Source organism: Streptomyces sp. NPDC005576, from assembly GCF_042871745.1.
Classification (GTDB): Bacteria; Actinomycetota; Actinomycetes; order Streptomycetales; family Streptomycetaceae; genus Streptomyces.
This window is the reverse complement of the sequence record NZ_JBIAJC010000003.1, coordinates 119,859-139,353: the sequence shown is the minus strand read 5'-3', so window position 1 is coordinate 139,353 and position 19,495 is coordinate 119,859. Positions and strand designations below refer to the sequence as shown.

Sequence of the window (19,495 nt, the reverse complement as noted above, 5' to 3'; positions counted from 1 at the left end):
GCGTGCGGCCCCGCATCCGGCACCGCGCCCGACCCGCACGCGAAAAGGCCGGTGGGCCGCACCCCGGGTGAGGGGGTGCGGCCCACCGGCCTGAGAGAACCGTGTCCCCGTACGAACCCGTACGGGGACAGCCCTCAGCGGATCTCGCTGATCTCCGGTCCGCGCTGGAGCTGGCCCATGCCGCCGGAGAACTTCGAGCTCTCCTGATCCTCCTGCTGGACGCCCTCGGGCACCATCTGCGCGTCGTTGGGGAGCTTGAGGACGATCGGGTCACGGGGGGCCATCGGGCCCTCGCCGCGGACGACCACGGTGTCCCGGAAGATCTGCTCCAGGAGCCCGGCGGCCTGCGGCTGCACGGCACCCTGGCCCGAGATCACACCACGCAGGAACCAGCGGGGTCCGTCGACGCCGACGAAGCGCACCAGCTGGACACCGTTCTTCCCGTCGGGAAGCTGTACGGGGACCTGGGCGCGCAGCTCCCAGCCGAGCGGGCCCTCGACCTCGTCGATGATCCCGCCCTGCTTGGTGATGCCGGAGGCGATCTCCTCGCGGACCTCACCCCAGATGCCCTCCTTCTTGGGGGCGGCGAATGCCTGCAGCTGGATCGCGCTGTCCCGCAGCACCACGGTGGCGGCGACGATCGCGTCCCCGGCCACCTCCACCCGCAGCTCCATGCCCTCGACTCCGGGCACGAAGACGCCGCCCAGGTCGACCCGGCCCTCACCGGGCCTGGAGACCTCGGAGATGTCCCAGGGTCCGTCCGGCCGAGGGGCCGGCGGGAGGTTCGTCCGACGGGCGCTCACCGCGCCGTCGGCGTCATCGAGCTCGTCGGCGACCTGCTCGGTCTCGCGCGCTTCGTCCACCGTGTCATCGGCGGAACCACTCTTCTTGCGACGTCCGAACACGTCACTGTCCTTCCCGGTCGGATACGACCGAAGCGTAGTTGTTCCCACCCGGGGTGATACCGCCCCCGACACCGCCCACCGAGGCATGACCGCCGGTGGACCCGAAGCCCCCCTCGGCCCGTGCCGAGCCGGGAAGTTCCGCGACCTCGTGGAAGCGCACCTTCTCGACCTGCTGGACGATCAACTGGGCAATCCGGTCGAAACGCTCGAACCGCACGGTCTCCCGCGGGTCGAGGTTGACGACGATCACCTTGATCTCTCCACGGTACCCGGCATCCACCGTCCCGGGGGCATTCACGAGGGCTACTCCGCAGCGGGCCGCGAGGCCGGAGCGGGGGTGCACGAAGGCCGCGTAGCCGTCCGGCAGGGCGATCGACACGCCGGTGGGGAGTACCGCACGCTCTCCCGGGGCGAGTTCCGCCGCCTCGGTGGTCACCAGGTCGGCGCCGGCGTCGCCGGGGTGGCCGTACGCGGGAACCGGGACCTCCGGATCCAGGCGCCGGAGAAGGATGTCGACGGGAGGACGGGTCACGGGTTCACCTCGAAGGCTCGGGCACGCTTGATCTGGTCGGGGTCCGCCATCGCCGCGCTGATCTCGTCCGGGCGGCCGTTGTCGATGAAGTGGTCGACCTTCACCTCGACGAAGAGGGCGTCGGCCCGCACCGCGACGGGGCCGTCGGGGCCGCCGATCCGGCCGGTGGCGGTGGAGTAGATCTTCCTGCCGTGCACGGCGACGACCCGTGCGTCCAGGTGCAGCGCCGTCCCGACCGGGACGGGCAGCGAGAAGTCGGTCTCCAGCCGGCCGGTGACCGCGATGACCCGCAGCAGCCAGCTCAGCGAGCCGAGCGTCTCGTCCAGCGCCGTGGCGAGCACTCCGCCGTGGGCCAGACCGGGTGCGCCCTGGTGTTCGGGGCGCACGGTGAACTTGGCGGTCACGCTCACGCCCTCACCGGCCCGGGCCGCGAGGTGCAGACCATGGGGCTGCTCGCCGCCGCACCCGAAACACTGTTCGTAATGCGAGCCGAGAAGCTCCCCGGGCGCGGGCGCCTCGGGGTGCCGCACGGGTGCCACCGCGTCGGCCGGGGGTGTCAGAGCTGCAGATGTTCCACTCACAGGCGCAGACCTTACCCGCGAGCCCGACCGTGGGCCCCGCCGTGCCAAGCTTGTTCCCATGCAGCCTTCCGTACCGCCCTACGACGAACGCCTCACCGCCCCCCGCACCTGGTGGCTGATCGCCTTCGGAGTGGGGGTGGCCTTCGCCCTGATGCTCCTGCCGCTCGGCGGCCTGTTCCTGCTCGCGGGGCTGGTCGGCGGCACGGCCGCGACGGCGGTCGTGGTCAGTTCGTACGGCTCCGTCCGCATCCGGGTGGTCGCGGACTCCCTGGTCGCCGGGGACGCGCGGATTCCGCTCTCGGCGCTCGGCGACGCCGAGGCGCTGGACGCGGAGGAGGCGCGGGCCTGGCGGACGTACAAGGCGGACGCCCGTGCCTTCATGCTGCTGCGCGGTTACATCCCGACGGCGGTGCGGGTGAAGGTGACCGACCCGGCGGACCCCACCCCCTACCTCTACCTCTCGACGCGCGAGCCGCAGGCGCTGATCGCCGCGCTCTCCACGGCGCCGGTGGCCGCACAGGACTGAAGGGCTGTCCCGCCGGGGCGGGACAGCCCTTCAGCGGCTCCGGGGCTCCGCGGGAGGGGAAGCGGGCGGTTCGCGCGGGCCCGCCCGTCAGCGGCCTTCCGCCTCCGGGGGGATGTCGGTGGGGTCGGGGGGCTGCTCCAGCGCCGGGAGGGCGGCGAGCCGGTCCCAGGCGACCTGCTGTTTCCGCAGGTCCTTCCTGACGTGTCCGGCCAGCTTCCGGGTGTCGCGGCGGTTCATCGCCGCGCCCACTGCGGCGCCGATCATGAAGGGGATGAGATTGGGCAGATCGCGCGCCATGCGCTTCATGATCTGCTGGCGCAGCTCGCGTTTCATCTGGCCGCCCAGGGCCGCGTTGAGCGAGACGGGGCGGGTGACGTCGATGCCGCGCTCCTCCGTCCAGGACGTGAGGTACGCGGTGGTGCGCTGGGTGAGGTTGCCCGGGGGGCGCCGGCCGTAGATCTCGTGGAGTTCGGCGACGAGCTTCAGTTCGATCGCGGCGACCCCGGTGATCTCCGCGGCCAGCTCGGCGAGCATGGCGGGGGGTACGGGCAGCATGGCCGCTGCCCCGATGCCCGCGCCCACGGCCGCCGTGGCCTTGCTCGCGCCCGAGATCAGACGGTCCGCGATCTCCTCGGGACCGAGTCCCGGAAAGTGGCGGCGGAGGGTGGCGAGGTCGCGCACAGGGACACGGGGAGCCGTGTCGATGATCCGGTCGGCCAGATGCCCGGCGACCGCTCTGACGCTCTCCCCGCCCTTGTGTACGCCCCGTCTCACTGCCTTCAGCCGCCCGGTCGGGGCCGCCTCGGACGCCGGAGTCCCGTGGTCACCGGTCTCCCCGGCATGTCCGGCCCCGTCCTGCGGGCCGGCCGCCGAGGCCACTTCGAGCGAGGCCGGGTGGCCCCGCTCGTCGTCGGTCGTGCCGGAGGGGTCGTGCGGGGCGTTGGAGCGCCCGTCAGGGGCTTGCTGACCCTCTGCCGGGCGGGCACCGCCCTCATTCGCCTCCGGCCCTTCACTGCGCCGTGAGCGCCGCTTCCGGAACGGGTTGTCGCCTGTCACGGCAGGCCTGCCTCAGTCGCAGTCGCGGCAGATCGGCTGGCCGTTCTTCTCACGAGCCAGCTGGCTGCGGTGGTGCACGAGGAAACAGCTCATGCAGGTGAACTCGTCGGCCTGCTTGGGCAGGACGCGAACGGCGAGTTCCTCATTGGACAGGTCCGCGCCGGGCAGTTCCAGGCCCTCCGCGGCGTCGAACTCGTCGACGTCGACGGCGGACGCGTTCTTGTCGCTCCGCCGCGCCTTCAGCTCTTCCAGGCTGTCCTGATCGACGTCTTCGTCGGTCTTGCGTGGGGTGTCGTAATCCGTTGCCATGTCGCTCTCCCCCTCTTGGGTGTCTTGCGGGTGTCTCAGCGCACGTAACGCGTGAGAGGCCGGACTTGTGCCCGACCTGAGGCGGAGATTTTGCCTCACATCAAGGTCTGTTACTCAATCGACACCCGAACCGGCCACTGCTGAGCGGTCGCCTTGGGTGGCGAAGGGGACCGTACACGGTCCGGTCGTCGTGATCCACGGGTGCCACCCCGTGTACTTCCCGTGATACCACCCCTCGAAAACCCGGACGTTTCCCGGCTTTACGCCCGAAGGGGGTTCACGGAGAGTAGACGCGTCCACTGTGGCCCCTGTGATCGATCACACAGGGGCAAACCGGTGACGCAGTACGAAAATTCCGCTCAAAGCGAAAGCGATGAGCCCTCCCCGTTCACGCCGTGACGCTTGTCAGACCGGCAAGGTGACGCGCATCACGAGGCCGCCCCCCTCTCGGGGCTCCGCGATGATACGGCCTCCATGGGCCCGCGCCACGGATCTCGCGATCGACAGGCCGAGACCGACACCCTTGTCGCTCCCCGTGCGCTCCGTGCGGAGCCTCCGGAACGGCTCGAAGAGGTTGTCGATCTCGTACGCGGGAACCACCGGCCCCGTGTTCGAGACCACCAGCAGGGCCTGTCCGGGCCCGACCTGTGTGGTGACCTCCACCCACCCCGCCTCCGGGGTGTTGTAGCGCACCGCGTTCTGTACGAGGTTCAACGCGATCCGCTCCAGCAGTACGCCGTTGCCCTGGACCACGGCGGGCGCGCGCTCACCGCGGATCTCCACGCCCTTCTGGGCGGCCTCCGCGCGCGCCTGGTCGATGGCGCGCTCGGCGACCTCGGCCAGGTCGACCGGTTTCCGCTCGACGATCTGGTTCTCGCTCCTGGCGAGCAGCAGCAGGCCCTCCACCAGCTGCTCACTGCGCTCGTTGGTGGCGAGCAGCGTCTTGCCCAGCTGTTGGAGCTCGGGCGGAGCCGCGGGGTCCGAGAGGTGGACCTCCAGCAGGGTGCGGTTGATCGCCAGCGGGGTCCGCAGCTCGTGCGAGGCGTTGCCGACGAACCGCTGCTGCGCGGTGAAGGCGCGCTCCAGGCGGTCCAGCATCTCGTCGAAGGTGTCCGAAAGCTCCTTGAGCTCGTCGTCCGGCCCGTCCAGCTCGATCCGGCGCGACAGGTCCGTTCCGGCCACCCTGCGGGCGGTGCGGGTGATCTTGCCGAGCGGCGACAGGACGCGGCCCGCCATCGCGTACCCGAAGGCGAAGGCGATGATGGTGAGCCCGACGAGTGCCAGCAGGGCCCGGTTCAGCAGGCTGTCCAGGGCGTGCTGGCGCTGGGAGGCCGTGCATGCCTTGATGGCGTCGTTGAGCTGGTCGTTGTTCTGCGAGGCCGCCAGCTGCGGGCACGTCGTGCTGGAGATCCGGACATTGGTACCGGACACCTGGAAGGCGGGGCCTCCCGCGTCGTGCAGCGCCTGCGCGGCCAGCATGTAGATGATCGCGAGCAGCAGGATGCCGGCGATCAGGAACATCCCGCCGTAGAGGAGCGTCAGCCGTATCCGGATGGTGGGACGCAGCCAGGGCGAGGTGGGGTCCTGCTTCGGGTCCCAGGTGGGTTTCGGAGGCGCCGGCAGCGGCGCCGAGAACGTGGCCATCGAGTCGCTCAGATCCGGTAACCGGAACCGGGGACGGTGACGATGACCGGGGGCTCACCGAGTTTGCGGCGGAGCGTCATGACGGTCACCCGCACGACGTTGGTGAAGGGGTCGGTGTTCTCGTCCCACGCCTTCTCCAGCAGCTGTTCCGCCGAGACCACCGCACCCTCGCTCCGCATCAGGACCTCCAGCACGGCGAACTCCTTCGGCGCGAGCTGGATCTCCTGCTCGCCCCGGAAGACCTCGCGGCGGTTGGGGTCGAGTTTGATGCCGGCCCGCTCCAGGACCGGCGGCAGCGCCACCGTCGTACGGCGGCCCAGCGCGCGGACCCGAGCGGTCAGCTCGCTGAAGGCGAAGGGCTTGGGAAGGTAGTCGTCGGCTCCCAGTTCCAGCCCTTCGACCCGGTCGGAGACGTCACCGGACGCGGTGAGCATGAGCACCCGGGTGGGCATGCCCAGTTCGACGATCTTGCGGCAGACGTCGTCCCCGTGGACGAGCGGGAGGTCCCGGTCGAGCACCACGACGTCGTAGTCGTTCACCCCGACCCGTTCCAGGGCCGCCGCTCCGTCGTAGACCACGTCGACGGCCATCGCCTCTCGGCGGAGCCCGGTGGCCACCGCGTCGGCGAGCAGTTGCTCGTCCTCGACGACGAGTACGCGCACGGCACTGTCCCTTCTCTGGTGCGGTTCACGCGGACGTTCCGCACGTCCGGGAGGTGGCCCGCCGCCCCTCCCCGGGGCGTGTCGGGCCGACTGTTCGCGACCATCCTGCCCGCAACACCCATAAACCGGCGGTAAGGCGGACCCCGGCGACCTGCGGGTTCGGGGTGGAACGAGGAAGGGGGCATATTCACGGGCGAGTTGAGGTTTCTCCCCCTGCGGGCCCGGGGAGACCGGTTCTACACCCGCGATCACGCCACGTACGTGGCTCGCCACTGCTGTTCCTTTTCCCGGAGGAACCGCGTGACCGACGGCACTCGGGACCAGGCCCGAGACATCCCCGGCACACCCCCGTGCCACCGACCCACGCCGAGGGGGCGCTTCATGGACGCTTTCACCGCAGGGCTGCTTCACCGCATCAGAACGACCGAGTCCGACCTCACCCGTGCCCGCGAGACGGGCGACGACTTCCTCGCGGACGTCGAGCAGAGTGAGCTGGACGACCTGCTGCGCCTCGCCGCCGAACACGGCGTCGAGACCGGCGTCACCACCGTCTGACCCGGTACCGACCCGCACACCGCACCCACCGCACGGCGCCACCCGCACCACTGAGCCGCACCGCACGACCGAGCCGCACCATCGAGCCCGAGCCGCACCGCACCACTGAGCCGCGGCACCACGCGTCACCAGCGTCTGCACCACCCGCACTGCGCGTCACCCGCACACGCGTCACCGCACAGCAGGAACCCGCGCCACGCATTCATCCGCACAGCACGGACCCGCAGCACACGGAACGCCCGCCGGAGCCCCTTCAGGAGTCACGACGGGCGTTTTCGCGTACTGCGGGTCCGTCCGGACGGGTGAGGGGGTCAGTCGTGCCAGGCACCCAGCTCTTCCAGGATCGCCCGGAGGGGCTCGAAGACACCCGGCGAGGCGGCCACCGTCAGATTCCCGTCGGCGGGCAGTCCCGGGCGTCCGCCGGTGAGCGCACCGGCCTCGCGGGCGATGAGGTCGCCGGCCGCCAGGTCCCACGGGTGGAGTCCGCGCTCGTAGTAGCCGTCGAGCCGGCCGGCGGCCACGTCGCACAGGTCGATGGCGGCCGAACCCCCGCGCCGGATGTCCCGCAGCCGCGGGATCAGCTGCCGGGCCACCTCGGCCTGGTGGGTGCGGACGGTGGCGACATAGTTGAAGCCGGTCGACACGAGCGCCTGGTCCAGCGGCGGGGCGGGGCGGCAGCGGAGGGCGGTGCCGTTCACGAACGCGCCTCCCCCCAGCACCGCGTGGAAGGTCTCGCCGCGCATCGGCGCCTCGACCACGCCCACGACCCGCTCCCCGTCGAGCTCGGCGGCGATCGAGACGGCCCAGGTCGGCAGGGAGTAGAGGTAGTTCACCGTCCCGTCCAGCGGGTCGATGACCCAGCGGACACCGCTGGTGCCCTCGCGGCTCGCGCCCTCCTCACCGAGGAAGCCGTCGCCCGGGCGGTGTTCGGCGAGGTAGCCGGTGATCAGCTTCTCGGCCGCGATGTCCATCTCGGTGACGACGTCGATGGGGCTCGACTTGGTGGCGGCCACCCCCAGATCGGCGGGGCGGCCGTCGCGCAGCAGGGCGCCGGCGCGCGCGGCGGCGGTCGTGGCGAGTTCGAGGAGTTCGGCGAGCAGGGGGTCGGTCACGGTGCTCCCAGGAAGTCGGGGCGGGCGGGCACGGATTCGGGCAGAGCGGTCCGGGCAAGGCGGTTCGGGCACGCGGGCATCGGCGGCGGGACGGCTCCCGCCGGGCGGCCCGGTCCCTGCGGCGAGGTGCGGGGCGGAGCCCGGCGGGGCGACACGGCGCGGGCCGCAGTGCGGTCAGGAGAACGGGCTGTCGGCGCCCGCGGCGGCCGGCTTCGGCGCTCTGGCCGGGCAGCAGCCGACCGGGCAGAGGTCGTGCGAGGGCCCGAGTGCGCCGAGCGCACAGCGGTCCACCGGGTACCCCTGTTCGGTGGCGGCGCGCTCCAGCACGAGGTCACGGACGGCGGCGGCGAAGCGCGGGTCGGCTCCGACGGTGGCGGACCTGCGGACGGGCAGACCGAGTTCGGCGGCCTTCGCGGTGGCCTCGGTGTCGAGGTCGTAGAGGACCTCCATGTGGTCGGAGACGAACCCGATGGGGACCATCACGACAGCGGGGACACCGTCGCCGTGCAGTGTCTCCAGGTGGTCGCAGATGTCGGGTTCCAGCCACGGGATGTGCGGGGCACCGCTGCGCGACTGGTAGACGAGCTGCCAGGGGTGCTCGACCCCGGTCTCCGCGCGCACCGCCTCGACGATCACCCGGGCGACGTCGAGGTGCTCGGCGACGTAGGCGCCGCCGTCGCCGTGGGCCTCCTGCGGCCCGGAGGTGTCGGCCGCCGACAGGGGGATGGAGTGCGTGGTGAACGCCAGGTGGGCTCCCGCGCGCTCCTCGTCGGTGAGGCTCGCGAGGGAGGCGAGCACGCCGTCGGTCATGGGCCGGACGAAGCCGGGGTGGTTGAAGTAGTGGCGCAGCTTGTCCACGTGCGGCACCGTCAGGCCCTCGGCCCGCAGCGTCTCCAGCGCGTCGGCGAGGTTCTCGCGGTACTGCCGGCACCCCGAGTAGGAGGCGTAGGCGCTGGTGGCGAGGACCAGGATCCGGCGGTGGCCCGCTCCGCTCATCTCGCGCAGGGTGTCGGTCAGGTACGGGGCCCAGTTCCGGTTGCCCCAGTACACCGGGAGGTCCAGCCCGTGGCCGGCGAAGTCCTTGCGCAGGGCTTCCAGGAGGTCCCGGTTCTGGCCGTTGATCGGGCTGACGCCGTCGAAGAGGAAGTAGTGCTTGCCGACCTCCTTCAGCCGCTCCTCGGGGATGCCGCGGCCGCGGGTGACGTTCTGGAGGAACGGAACCACGTCGTCCGGGCCTTCGGGGCCACCGAAGGAGAGCAGCAGCAGGGCGTCGTAGGGGGCGGGATCGCGCAGATCGGACATGGTCCGATCCTGCCACCCGCCGACGGGGGCACCGCCACCGACATCCGTCCCGGCCACCGGGCGGCTCGTACCGGGCGCCTCGTACGGACGTACGAGGCGGCCGTACCGGCCGGGCTTGGGGGGACGGGGCCCGCACGCCGGGGAACGACCGCGCCGGAGCCGTGCCGGGCCGTTCCACTCCGAGGTGGGGCGGCCGGGCGGGGAGGGGCGCCGCGGCCGTGAGTATGATCCCCCTCCAACTGGCCGGGAGCCCGCTGTTCCTGGCCGTGGCGCTCTTCGGCGACGCGCGTCCGCCGCCGGGCGGGGAACGCGGTGGTGGGAGCGCTCGCGGCCGTTACGGCGTTCCCGGGGTATCGGCGGCTCGCGAGGCCGGCGCAGACGGGAAAGCGTGGGGAAGATGACCAGCACCGACGCAGGGACGGCGCGCGCGTGGCGCAACTGGGCGGGGAACGTCACCGCCCGGCCCGTACGGGAGGTCTCGCCGGCCTCCGTGGACGAACTCGCCGACGCGGTGCGCCGGGCCGCCGAGGACGGACTGCGGGTGAAGCCGGTCGGCACGGGTCACTCGTTCACGGCGGCGGCGGCCACCGACGGCGTGCTCGTCCGTCCCGACCTGCTCACCGGCATCCGCGGGATCGACCGCGAGGCGATGACGGTCACCGTCGAGGCGGGCACTCCGCTCAAGAGGCTCAACGCCGCCCTCGCCCGGGAGGGCCTCTCGCTCACCAACATGGGCGACATCATGGAGCAGACCGTCGCGGGGGCCACCTCCACCGGTACCCACGGCACCGGCCGTGACTCGGCGTCCATAGCCGCGCAGATCCGGGCCCTGGAGCTGGTCACGGCGGACGGCACGGTGCTGCGCTGCTCCGCGCAGGAGAACCCGGAGATCTTCGCGGTGGCGCGGATCGGGCTCGGCGCGCTGGGCGTGATCACCGCGATCACCTTCGCGGTGGAGCCCGTCTTCCTGCTGACCGCCCGCGAGGAGCCGATGACCTTCGACGCGGTCACCTCCGCCTTCGGCGAACTGGTCATCGAGAACGAGCACTTCGAGTTCTACTGGTTCCCGCACACCGGCAACTGCAACACCAAGCGCAACAACCGCAGCGCGGGCCCCTCCGCGCCACCCGGCCGGATCAGCGGCTGGATCGAGGACGAGCTCCTCTCCAACGGGATCTTCCAGGTGGCCTGTTCCGTGGGCCGCGCCTTCCCGGCAGCGATCCCCTCGATCGCCCGGATATCCAGCCGGGCCCTGTCGGCCCGCACGTACACCGACATCCCCTACAAGGTGTTCACCAGTCCGCGCCGGGTGCGCTTCGTGGAGATGGAGTACGCCCTTCCGCGCGAGGCGGCCGTGGCGGCGCTGCGGGAGCTCAAGGCGATGGTGGACCGGTCGCCGCTGCGGATCAGCTTCCCGGTGGAGGTCCGCACCGCCCCCGCGGACGACATCGCCCTCTCCACGGCGTCCGGCCGCGAGAGCGCCTACATCGCCGTCCACCTCTACCGGGGCACTCCCCACCAGGCGTACTTCACGGCGGTCGAACGGATCATGACGGCGCACGGGGGCCGTCCGCACTGGGGGAAGGTGCATACCAGGGACGCCGGGTACCTCCAGGAGGTCTACCCGCGGTTCGGCGAGTTCACGGCGGTGCGCGACCGGCTCGACCCGGACCGATTGTTCGGCAACGACTATCTGCGGCGCGTGCTGGGCGACTGATCCGCCGCACTCGGGCGGCCGGTCCGCACCTGACGGACAGGGCCCCGGCCGCCCCCCTCGTGGGGTGGCGGCCGGGGCCCTGTCGGCGCCTCCGGTGGTGCCGGTACCGGCGGATATGCGTGCGGGTCACTCCCCGCCGGGGGCGCCACCGGGGAGCGGGTCCTGGGTGGCCGCGCCGCCGCCGTCCGCGGTCGGCTCCGGCGCGGCGCTCGGGCCGTCACCGGCCGTCGAGGACGACGGGGTCGGCGAGGGCGCCGGGGTGGTGGCGCCGTCGGTCGGCGTGGGGGCGGGGGTGGTGGCCGTGCCGTCGTCGGTGGTCGCCGGGGCGGACGGCCCGTCGTCCCCCTGACCGGTGCCGGTGCCGGGAGTGGCACTGGATCCGGAGCCGGTCCGCTCGTCGTCGCCGGTGCCGGAGTCGGTACCGGTCGACGGCTTGGGGTCGGCCGTGCCCGGGTCGCTCCCCCGCACGACGGAGCCCACGGTCGTACCGTTGCCGCCGCTGAGGTCGTTGCCCGAGAGCAGCTCGAACCCGGTGATGCCGAGCATCGACACGACGAAGACCACGACGGCCGCCACGACGGGCTTCCGCCGGCGGCGGGCGGAGCCGTGGGTGGTCGCCTCCGAGAACCCCTCGCCCGGTGTGCTCTCCCCCGCAGGCGGGACGGGGCCGGTGATCCGCAGCAGCCGGGTGGCGTCGTCCGGCCCGTCCGGCCCGACGACCGGGGCGGGGACGGCGCGCAGCAACCGGGTCCGGTCCCGGTCCGGGCGGAGCAGCCGGGTCCGGTCCGCGTCGGTCTCCTCCCTCCCGGCGAGGGCGGCACCGACGCCCTCCGGCACGAATACGGCACCTTCCGGGACGTCCTCGGCGCCCCCGCCGCGGCGGGTGGTCTCGCGGGTCCGTAAGGCGACCTGACGGCCCCCCGGGTGCGTCACCTGGACGGTGACTTCACGGATCTGCTCGCCCGTGCGGCGGAAGAAGTGCTGGAAGACGGAGCCTCCGCAGGTGGCGACCACGCTCATCACGCCGGCGCCCACGATCGTTCCGTAGACCCCCAGCTGCGAGGCGGCCACCGCCGCCGCGACCGCGGCCACGGCGCTGCCGGCGACCTGCGGCACATTCAGATCTATGCGCCTTTCCTTCTGTTCCGTGTCGCTTTCCGGCTTCTGAACCATTACCAGCCCTTGCTTGACATCTCACCCACCATGCAACAGGAAGAGACCTTTGGGCGAAGCGGATAGTTCCGTTTCTGGTGATTCTGTGAACAGGGACACGCGGCAGGGGCAAACGGGCGGGGAACGGGTATCCCCACTCTCATGCCCGTCGTCAACCACCGTCACCGAGGACACCCGTCGACAACTCTGACGGCGTGCCGGTCCACCCCGGTGGCCCGAATGGAGTACTGTGACGAGCCCTGGGACCGGACTCCCGCAAGGGCGATCCGGGTCCTGCGGGAGGGGGCCGAAGGCGGCACTCGAACCGGCGGCACCGACGTATCGCACGGGGACTCGTTGCACAGGGTGACCGCACCGGTCAGTCTGCGCCACCATGGGTAACCGTGTCACGACGGCGTACCAGGGCCAAGGCCCGACACCCGCCGGGCAACTTGGCAAGGTTGTGGCAGGCTGCACCCGGGCAGGCCACACTCGACTAGCGGAAGCAGCGACGCACGTGACGTCGGCAGGCACCACCCGGGAGGTCCCCATGCCCGAACTGCGTGTCGTGGCCGTCTCAAACGACGGCACACGACTGGTGCTCAAGGCTGCGGACAGCACGGAGTACACGCTTCCGATCGACGAGCGTCTCCGTGCCGCGGTGCGCAACGACCGGGCGCGGCTCGGACAGATCGAGATCGAGGTGGAGAGCCACCTCCGCCCGCGGGACATCCAGGCCCGGATACGAGCCGGTGCCTCCGCCGAGGAGGTCGCCCAGTTCGCCGGGATTCCCGTCGACCGTGTCCGCCGCTTCGAGGGCCCCGTGCTCGCGGAGCGCGCCTTCATGGCCGAACGCGCCCGGAAGACTCCCGTCCGCCGTCCCGGTGAGAACACCGGCCCCCAGCTCGGCGACGCCGTGCAGGAACGTCTTCTGCTGCGCGGCGCGGACAAGGAAACGGTTCAGTGGGACTCCTGGCGCCGCGACGACGGCACCTGGGAAGTCCTGCTGGTCTACCGCGTCGCGGGCGAACCCCACTCGGCGAGCTGGACCTACGACCCGCCCAGGCGGCTGGTCCAGGCCGTGGACGACGAGGCACGCTCCCTCATCGGCGAGTCGGACACCCCTGCTCCGGAGCCGAGTTTCCCGTTCGTACCGAGGATCGCCCGGCTGCCCAGGGACCGTCCGCTGGACCGGGCCCTGGACCGGCAGATGGAACGGCACACCGAGCCGGAGGAGTACTCCGGCCCGACGGCCGCCGAACGCGACTCGCTGACCAGCCTGCTGGAAGCGGTACCGAGCTTCCGGGGCGACATGGTCGTGCCCGAGCGGCCCTCGCAGCCCGAACCGGCGGCGATCGAGCCGGCCGTCGAGGAACCGGCGGTGGACGAGCCGCCGGCCGCCGCCGCGTCGGCGAGCGCCGGTTCCGCCTACGCCGACGTACTGATGCCGCGCGCCGTCGCGGGTCACCGCGACCGGCTGACCGGGACCACCGACCGTCAGGCCGAGGCGGACGGCGTCCGGCCGGGCCGCCGGGCGGCGGTGCCCAGCTGGGACGAGATCGTCTTCGGGACCCGGCGCAAGAAGCAGGACTGATCAGAACCGGTTCATCAGACTGGTACGACACCGCAGGGGCCGCGCGCGACGCGTGCGGCCCCTGCGGTGTCTCGTGGGCCGTCCGGCCCGGGTGCCTACTGGGGCTCCGGTCCGGTCGCGACCGGGCGCGACGCGTCGGAGGTCCATTCCGACCAGGAGCCCGGGTACAGAGCCGCCCGCAGACCCGCGATCTCCAGGGCGAGCACTTCGTGGGCGCCGGAGACCCCCGATCCGCAGTAGACGCCGACTTCTGTGTCCCCCGAGGCGCCGAGGGCGGCGAAGCGGTCGGCGAGCCGTGCGGCGGGCAGGTAGCGTCCGTCCTCGCCGACGTTCTCCCCGGTCGGGGCGGAGAGTGCGCCCGGGATGTGGCCGCCCACCCGGTCGATCGGTTCGACATCACCCCGGTAGCGCTCGCCGGCCCGCGCGTCGAGCAGCACTCCGGTGCGGGCCAGGGCCGCCGCGCCGTCGGCATCGAGCACCGGCAGCTCTCCGGGCTTCGGCCGGAAATCGCCCTCGTGGGGGCGCGGGACGTCGGTGGACAGCTCACCGTCCCAAGCCGCGAGACCCCCGTCCAGCACCCGGACATCCCCGTGCCCCGCCCAGCGCAACAGCCACCAGGCCCGGGCTGCGGCCCAGCCCTGTCCACCGTCGTAGACCACCACCGACCGGTCCGAGGAGACGCCTGCCCTGCGCATCGCGGCGCCGAAGCTCTCCGGGTCGGGCAGCGGATGGCGACCGCCACCGCTTCCGGGCGGGCCGGCCAGTTCGGTGTCGAGGTCGACGTAGACGGCGCCGGGGAGGTGCCCGGCCTCGTAGGCGGTCCGGCCGTTCGGGCCGCCCAGCTGCCAGCGGACGTCGAGGACCACGGGCGGGCGGGGCCCTGCCGACTCGCCCGCGTATTCGGATGCGGTGATGATGGGCTTCATGAGGGCCATCCTCGCGCAGCGACCGGCCCCGGAGTGTGGCGTGCACATGAACACGGGCGACAAAAGTGGCGCACCGGATAAATAGGTCCGGTTTCGTCGGGACGGCGCGCCGCGCGGCGCGGCCGGTGCGTCCCCGGGCCCCGGTGGTGCGAGCATCGGGGCGGGACGCACGAGCCGTACCGCACCCCTGGACGGCGGACCGCCCCCGATCCACCGCACGGCCACCACGATGGTCCGAGGAGAGAGAAAGACGATGACCGAGGCTGTCTCCCGGCGCACACCCGGAACGCCCTGCTGGGTGAGCCTGATCGTGCACGGCCTGAGCGCCACCCAGGACTTCTACGGCGCCCTCTTCGGATGGGAGTTCAAGCCCGGCCCCGAGCAGCTCGGCCCGTACGTGCGCGGCCGGCTCCGGGGGGAGGAGATCGCGGGAATCGGCCAGCTCCCCCCGGACCGCCATCTGCCGATCGCCTGGACGACCTACCTCGCCACCGACGACGCGGACGCCACCGCGGAGACCATCCGTTCCTGCGGCGGCACGGTGGCGGTCGGCCCGCTCGACGCGGGTCCGGCCGGCCGACTGGCCATCGCCTCCGACCCGAACGGAGCGGTCTTCGGCATCTGGCAGGCCGCCCGGCACGTGGGGACGCGGCTGTGGGGCGCGCCTGGCACCCCGGTGTGGAACGAGCTGATCACCCGGGAGACGTCCTCGGTCGCCAAGTTCTACCAGGCGGTCTTCGGTTACGACGTCCAGGCGGTCGTCTCCGCCGACTTCGACTACCAGACGCTGCACCTGGACGGTCGTCCGGTGGCGGCCCTGCACGGAGTCGGCCACGCCCTGCCGCGCGACCGGGGGCCGCACTGGATGACGTACTTCGAGGTCGAGGACACCGACGTGGCGGCTGCCCGTGTGGTGGAGCTGGGCGGGCACATCCTGCAGCCGCCGCGCGAGGGCACGAGCGGCAGGCTGGCGACGGTCTCGGACCCGGAGGGCGCGGCCTTCACCATCGTGCGGAGCAGCGGGCGCTGACCGACGGCGGGGCGGCCCCACCGGACGGGCGCGGAGTCGGCGCCGCGTCTCGGCGCCGAGGGTCGTACGTCGCCTCGGGGCGCGTCCCAGCGCCGGGGGTTACGGCAGCGCCGAGGGGCTCACGTCAGCGCCGGGGGTCGTACGTCAGCACTTTCACCTGACGCAGGGTCAACAGGGTTTCGGCGTTCTGGACTCCGGGGGTCGCGCCGATACGGTCCGTCAGATACGCGTACAACTCCTGGGTGGTCCGGCACTGAACGGCGGCGACGACGTTCGCGCGGCCACTGACCGCCGCCGCGAACCGCACCTCGGAGTGGGCCGCCAGCGTTTTTCCCACCGTCCCCAGACCGGCGGGCGCCACCGTGAGCCAGAGCATGGCTCCCACGCCGTGGCCGAGCGGTTCGTGGTCGTACTCGACGTCGAAGTAGAGGGCGCCGGTGCGGCGCAGCCGGTCCAGTCGCCGTTTGACCACGGCCTCGGACTGGCCCGTCCTGCTCTGCAGTTCGGCCATCGGCGCCCGGCCGTCCCGGCGCAGCACGCCGATCAGCGCCTCGTCCACGGCGTCCAGGGTCACGGGCCCGGCGGGAGGTTCGCCGAGCCGGGGCCGCAACGCTTCCTCCTGCTCGGGGGTGAGGGCGCTGATCTTGCTGAGCCAGCCCAGGGTGCCGCCGTAGAACTGGTTCAGTACGCAGTGGGCGCTGACCGAGACGACGCGCGGGGTGCGCGGGAGCCGTCCGAGCAGGAGTTCGTCGCGCTCCTGCTGCGTACGCGGCCGCATGGCGCACATGACCTCGGTGCCGCCGGACATCAGACTGACGTAGAAGGTGTCGGCGCGGCGCGCGAGCGCGGTGGCGAGCGGTTCTGCGGCATCGGGGGTGCAGCGCAGTCTGACGATCCAGCTCGGCCGCCCGAGCCTGGTCTCGTCGGTCATCCCGATCACCCGGAATCCGGTGTCACGGCGCAGTCCCGTGAAGCGGCGCGCGACGGTCTTGTCGGAGACGCCGAGGACCTCGGCGATCTGCACGAAGGAGGCCCGCCCGTCCAGTTGCAGGGCCTGCATCACCTTCAGGTCCAGGGCGTCGGGCAGGGCCACGAGGTTCTCCGATCCGTTCGTCCGTCCGTCCGCCCCCAGCATGCGGGGGCGCGCTGCCCGGTGTGTCAGGCGCGGTCCGACCGGGTGCCCGACGCAGCGGGCGCGCTCTCGTGCGCCTCGCCGCCGGCGGCAGGAGCCCGGCCCGCGTCTCCGTGGGCGTTTCCGGCCGTGGTTCCCGTCGCGCTGCCCGCCGTGGGCACGGACGGGGCGGGACGGCGGGGGCGCAGGGTGACGGCCGCGACGATCGCGCCGCACAGCATGAGGACCGCCGAGACGACGAGGCAGAGGTGGAGGCCGTCCACGAAGGAGAGCGACAGCGCGTGGAGGGCGCGCCCCGCGTCGGCGCCCAGGGGCATCCCGGCGACTGCTTCGAGGCCCCCGCGGTCGACAGCCTGGGTGATCCGCTCGCCGGTCGCCCCCGTGAGCCCCTGGTCGGTCAGGTGGCCGGGGAGGGCTCCCACGGCCTTCGTGGTCAGCAGCGCTCCCAGGATGGCGGGGCCGAGAGCGGCGCCGACCTGGCGGAAGGCGTTGTTGCCGGCCGCCGCCATGCCTGCCTGGTGGGGCGGTACGGAGCCCACCGCGGTGGCGGTGATGCAGGGGAAGGCGATGCCGAGGCCGATGCCGAGCAGGGCGAGGCGCCAGCCCAGCGAGGCGAAGGAGGTGTCGATGCCGATGGTGGTCAACGTGCAGAGCGCCGCGGTGGCGATGAACAGCCCGGCGGTGATCAGCAGTCGGGCCGACAGCCGCTGGGCCAGTCGGCCGAAGACGGCGCCCAGCAGGATCGGCATGATCGTGACCATGAGGAGACGCAGCCCCGCCTCCAGGGTGGTGAGCTGCTGCACCATGCCGAAGTAGAGGCTGAGCACGAAGAAGAAGCCGATCAGGCCCAGGAAGCTGATCATGACCACGAGCGTGGAGCCGGTGAAGGCCGGGCTGCGGAAGATGCGCAGGTCCAGCATCGGGCTCTCGCTGCGGCGCTCGGCCAGCACGAAGACGATCCCGCCGATGACCGCGAGCGCCAGGGCCACGAGGACCTGGGGCTCGGTGAAGGAGGACGCTCCGCCTTCGATGACCCCGTAGACCAGGGCCGTGATGGCCACGGCCGCGGTGATCTGGCCGGGCCAGTCGAGCTTGCGGGGGTACGGCGACCGGGAGTCGTCGAGCAGCCGGGCACCGGCGGCCATCGCGGCGAGGGAGAGCGGGATGGGCAGGAGGAAGATCCACCGCCACTCCGCGTGGGCGGTGATCGTGCCGGCGATCAGTGGGCCGACGGCGAGCGCACCCATGAGGAAGGTCGTCCAGAGGCCGATGAACTTGCCGCGTTCCCGGTGGTCGGGGACGACATGGCTGATCAGTGCGAGGGTCATCGGCAGCAGCGCGGCGGCCCCGGCGCCGGAGAGGGCCTGTCCGATCCAGATCATGGTGATCGACTGCGCGCAGAGCGAGACGGCGGCACCGGCGGCGCAGAGGGCGAGCCCTGCCTGGAAGACCTTCTTGCGGCCGTGCACGTCGCCGAAGACCCCGGCCGTCAGGATCAGGGCGGCCACGGGCAGGACGAAGGCGTCCGAGACCCACGAGAGGTCCGAGGTGGAGGCACCGAGCGCGTTCTGGATGACGGGCAGGCTCACCGACACCGTCGTGACCGGGAAGTAGGCCACGAACACGCCTATGCAGGCCATGACCAGGGTGGCCGCGCGCCGGTCGGCGGCGCGGCCGACGGTGGGGGGTGTGCTGTTCACTGAAAGCTCCTCCGCGGCCGGGCGTCCGCCGCTGTCTGTCGATGCCAGACGGAACTATGCGGACAAGAACCGCATCGGAGCCAGCCGGCGGGCTCCTTTGCCGGATCCTCGACACCGCGCGGCCCCGAACACCGGATTCTCGACACGCGGAGAGGTGCGGGACCGGGGGCGGGAGACTAGGGAGGGGCGGGACTCGGGTGGGGCGGGACGCCGGGGGTGCGGGGCGCGGGGGCGCGAGGGAGGGGTGGGGCGAGAGGGGTGCGGGAAGGCGGCCCGTCGGGTGCGCGCGCCCCGGCCTTCAGGAGCAGGCGGGTGCGCGCCCCGGCCTTCAGGTGCAGTACGTGGGCGCCTCGTCCACGTTCGCCCGGGTGACCAGGAGGATCGGAGCGGAGGCGACCTTCTCGACCCGGCCTCCCGCCATCAGCCCGAGACTGTTCCGTACCGCCAGCCGCCCCAGGTTCGAGGCGGAGTTGCCACGGGGGCGGAGAGGCGCCCGTCCCTCACCGCCTGGAGCCCCTCGTCGATGCCGTTGACGGTGACGATCCTGACGTCGGCTCCGGCGGCGTCGAAGACCTGCCGGGCGCCCAGGGCCATCTCCTCGTTCGCCACGAAGACGTAGTCGAGGTCGGGGTGGGCCTCGATCATGTCCGCCGCGGACTCCCGGGCCTTGGCCGGATCGAACAGCCCCGGAAGGTCCGCGACCATGGTCGCGTTCGCCGGAAGAGCCTGCTCGAACCCGGCAACCAACGGTGCCGGCTCCGTTGACGAAGCCGATCGTCGTCGAGCCGTCGTCCCCGCCGGCGCTTTCGCCGGTGGGGGAACACCCCGCGAACAGGGAGACCAGGGCAGCTGCGGCGGCCAGCCGCCCGGGAACTGCGCGGCGATGAAGTCATGAATCGGCCTTGTCTGCGGTGGGCGGATCACACCAGGACGAGTGCTTCGCGCGGCCGGCCGGGTCGGGTCACGGCCGTCCGGGGTGCCGGAACGCACCCGGGCGGAGGCGTGCCGGGTCGCCGTGCGGTCATGCCCGGGGAAGCGGTGCGGTGGCTCGACGCCCCGG

General features: G+C 72.3%; 19 protein-coding genes. 5 read left to right on the top strand and 14 right to left on the bottom strand.

The window, feature by feature from the left end; all coding sequences use genetic code 11:
* Positions 1-134: 134 nt before the first annotated feature.
* From ACFYPN_RS06805 to ACFYPN_RS06795, 3 genes are read right to left on the bottom strand one after another with little or no spacing between them, the layout of a single operon-like run.
* Complete coding sequence (locus tag ACFYPN_RS06805; protein ID WP_358763276.1) at positions 135-905, bottom strand: DUF3710 domain-containing protein; 771 nt, start codon at positions 903-905, stop codon at positions 135-137.
* Position 906: 1 nt separating this feature from the next.
* Positions 907-1,437 (bottom strand): dUTP diphosphatase, encoded by a 531-nt coding sequence (gene dut, locus ACFYPN_RS06800; RefSeq protein ID WP_358763274.1) that lies wholly within the window; start codon positions 1,435-1,437, stop codon positions 907-909.
* Positions 1,434-2,018: a PaaI family thioesterase gene (locus tag ACFYPN_RS06795; RefSeq protein ID WP_358763272.1), complete on the bottom strand. Its 585-nt coding sequence runs from the start codon at positions 2,016-2,018 to the stop codon at positions 1,434-1,436. The genes dut and ACFYPN_RS06795 overlap by 4 nt, the downstream gene beginning before the upstream one ends.
* A gap of 58 nt (positions 2,019-2,076) precedes the next feature.
* Here ACFYPN_RS06795 and ACFYPN_RS06790 point away from each other — a divergent pair, with 58 nt between their 5' ends.
* A complete protein-coding gene (locus ACFYPN_RS06790; RefSeq protein WP_358763270.1) occupies positions 2,077-2,544 on the top strand; it encodes a DUF3093 domain-containing protein in 468 nt (155 codons plus the stop codon).
* A gap of 87 nt (positions 2,545-2,631) precedes the next feature.
* Here ACFYPN_RS06790 and ACFYPN_RS06785 read toward each other — a convergent pair whose 3' ends face one another.
* The 4 genes from ACFYPN_RS06785 to ACFYPN_RS06770 form a co-directional block, all read right to left on the bottom strand.
* Positions 2,632-3,600 (bottom strand): hypothetical protein, encoded by a 969-nt coding sequence (locus tag ACFYPN_RS06785; RefSeq protein WP_358763268.1) that lies wholly within the window; start codon positions 3,598-3,600, stop codon positions 2,632-2,634.
* A gap of 12 nt (positions 3,601-3,612) precedes the next feature.
* Positions 3,613-3,909 carry a DUF4193 domain-containing protein gene (locus ACFYPN_RS06780; RefSeq protein ID WP_275491681.1) on the bottom strand — a complete coding sequence of 99 codons (297 nt, stop codon included), beginning with the start codon at positions 3,907-3,909 and terminating at the stop codon, positions 3,613-3,615.
* Positions 3,910-4,314: 405 nt separating this feature from the next.
* Entirely contained in the window at positions 4,315-5,553 is a 1,239-nt protein-coding gene (locus ACFYPN_RS06775) for a HAMP domain-containing sensor histidine kinase (protein WP_358763266.1), read from the bottom strand.
* An 8-nt stretch (positions 5,554-5,561) separates the two neighbouring features.
* Positions 5,562-6,215 (bottom strand): response regulator transcription factor, encoded by a 654-nt coding sequence (locus ACFYPN_RS06770; protein ID WP_145808652.1) that lies wholly within the window; start codon positions 6,213-6,215, stop codon positions 5,562-5,564.
* A 381-nt stretch (positions 6,216-6,596) separates the two neighbouring features.
* On the opposite strand from ACFYPN_RS06770, the gene ACFYPN_RS06765 reads away from it, so the two are divergent.
* Positions 6,597-6,770 (top strand): hypothetical protein, encoded by a 174-nt coding sequence (locus tag ACFYPN_RS06765; protein WP_266709942.1) that lies wholly within the window; start codon positions 6,597-6,599, stop codon positions 6,768-6,770.
* 311 nt (positions 6,771-7,081) lie between these two features.
* Here the strand turns inward: ACFYPN_RS06765 and ACFYPN_RS06760 are convergent, their stop codons facing one another.
* Positions 7,082-7,882 (bottom strand): inositol monophosphatase family protein, encoded by an 801-nt coding sequence (locus ACFYPN_RS06760; RefSeq protein ID WP_358763263.1) that lies wholly within the window; start codon positions 7,880-7,882, stop codon positions 7,082-7,084.
* Positions 7,883-8,056: 174 nt separating this feature from the next.
* Positions 8,057-9,184 carry a ferrochelatase gene (locus ACFYPN_RS06755; RefSeq protein ID WP_358763261.1) on the bottom strand — a complete coding sequence of 376 codons (1,128 nt, stop codon included), beginning with the start codon at positions 9,182-9,184 and terminating at the stop codon, positions 8,057-8,059.
* Between the two features lie 397 nt (positions 9,185-9,581).
* Between ACFYPN_RS06755 and ACFYPN_RS06750 the strand changes: the two genes are divergently transcribed.
* On the top strand, positions 9,582-10,901 hold the full coding sequence (locus ACFYPN_RS06750; protein ID WP_358763259.1) for a D-arabinono-1,4-lactone oxidase: 1,320 nt from the start codon (positions 9,582-9,584) through the stop codon (positions 10,899-10,901).
* A 126-nt stretch (positions 10,902-11,027) separates the two neighbouring features.
* Here ACFYPN_RS06750 and ACFYPN_RS06745 read toward each other — a convergent pair whose 3' ends face one another.
* Entirely contained in the window at positions 11,028-12,074 is a 1,047-nt protein-coding gene (locus ACFYPN_RS06745) for a hypothetical protein (RefSeq protein ID WP_389297075.1), read from the bottom strand.
* Positions 12,075-12,603: 529 nt separating this feature from the next.
* Here ACFYPN_RS06745 and sepH point away from each other — a divergent pair.
* Positions 12,604-13,647 (top strand): septation protein SepH, encoded by a 1,044-nt coding sequence (sepH, locus tag ACFYPN_RS06740; RefSeq protein WP_358763257.1) that lies wholly within the window; start codon positions 12,604-12,606, stop codon positions 13,645-13,647.
* A 95-nt stretch (positions 13,648-13,742) separates the two neighbouring features.
* Here sepH and ACFYPN_RS06735 read toward each other — a convergent pair whose 3' ends face one another.
* Positions 13,743-14,573, bottom strand: a complete 831-nt coding sequence (locus tag ACFYPN_RS06735; protein ID WP_358763255.1) for a sulfurtransferase — start codon at positions 14,571-14,573, stop codon at positions 13,743-13,745.
* 253 nt (positions 14,574-14,826) lie between these two features.
* Here ACFYPN_RS06735 and ACFYPN_RS06730 point away from each other — a divergent pair, with 253 nt between their 5' ends.
* Positions 14,827-15,603 (top strand): VOC family protein, encoded by a 777-nt coding sequence (locus tag ACFYPN_RS06730; RefSeq protein WP_358763253.1) that lies wholly within the window; start codon positions 14,827-14,829, stop codon positions 15,601-15,603.
* 124 nt (positions 15,604-15,727) lie between these two features.
* On the opposite strand, the gene ACFYPN_RS06725 is transcribed toward ACFYPN_RS06730, so the two are convergent.
* The 3 genes from ACFYPN_RS06725 to ACFYPN_RS06715 all read right to left on the bottom strand — a co-directional run bounded on the left by ACFYPN_RS06725 (position 15,728) and on the right by ACFYPN_RS06715 (position 19,182).
* The gene (locus ACFYPN_RS06725) at positions 15,728-16,696 is read right to left on the bottom strand and encodes an Lrp/AsnC family transcriptional regulator (protein WP_389297072.1); all 969 of its coding nucleotides are present in this window, start codon (positions 16,694-16,696) and stop codon (positions 15,728-15,730) included.
* Positions 16,697-16,761: 65 nt separating this feature from the next.
* Positions 16,762-18,375, bottom strand: coding sequence for an MFS transporter (locus tag ACFYPN_RS06720; RefSeq protein ID WP_389297314.1), 1,614 nt, complete (start codon positions 18,373-18,375; stop codon positions 16,762-16,764).
* Positions 18,376-18,855: 480 nt separating this feature from the next.
* Positions 18,856-19,182 (bottom strand): sugar ABC transporter substrate-binding protein, encoded by a 327-nt coding sequence (locus ACFYPN_RS06715; RefSeq protein WP_389297070.1) that lies wholly within the window; start codon positions 19,180-19,182, stop codon positions 18,856-18,858.
* Positions 19,183-19,495 lie beyond the last annotated feature (313 nt).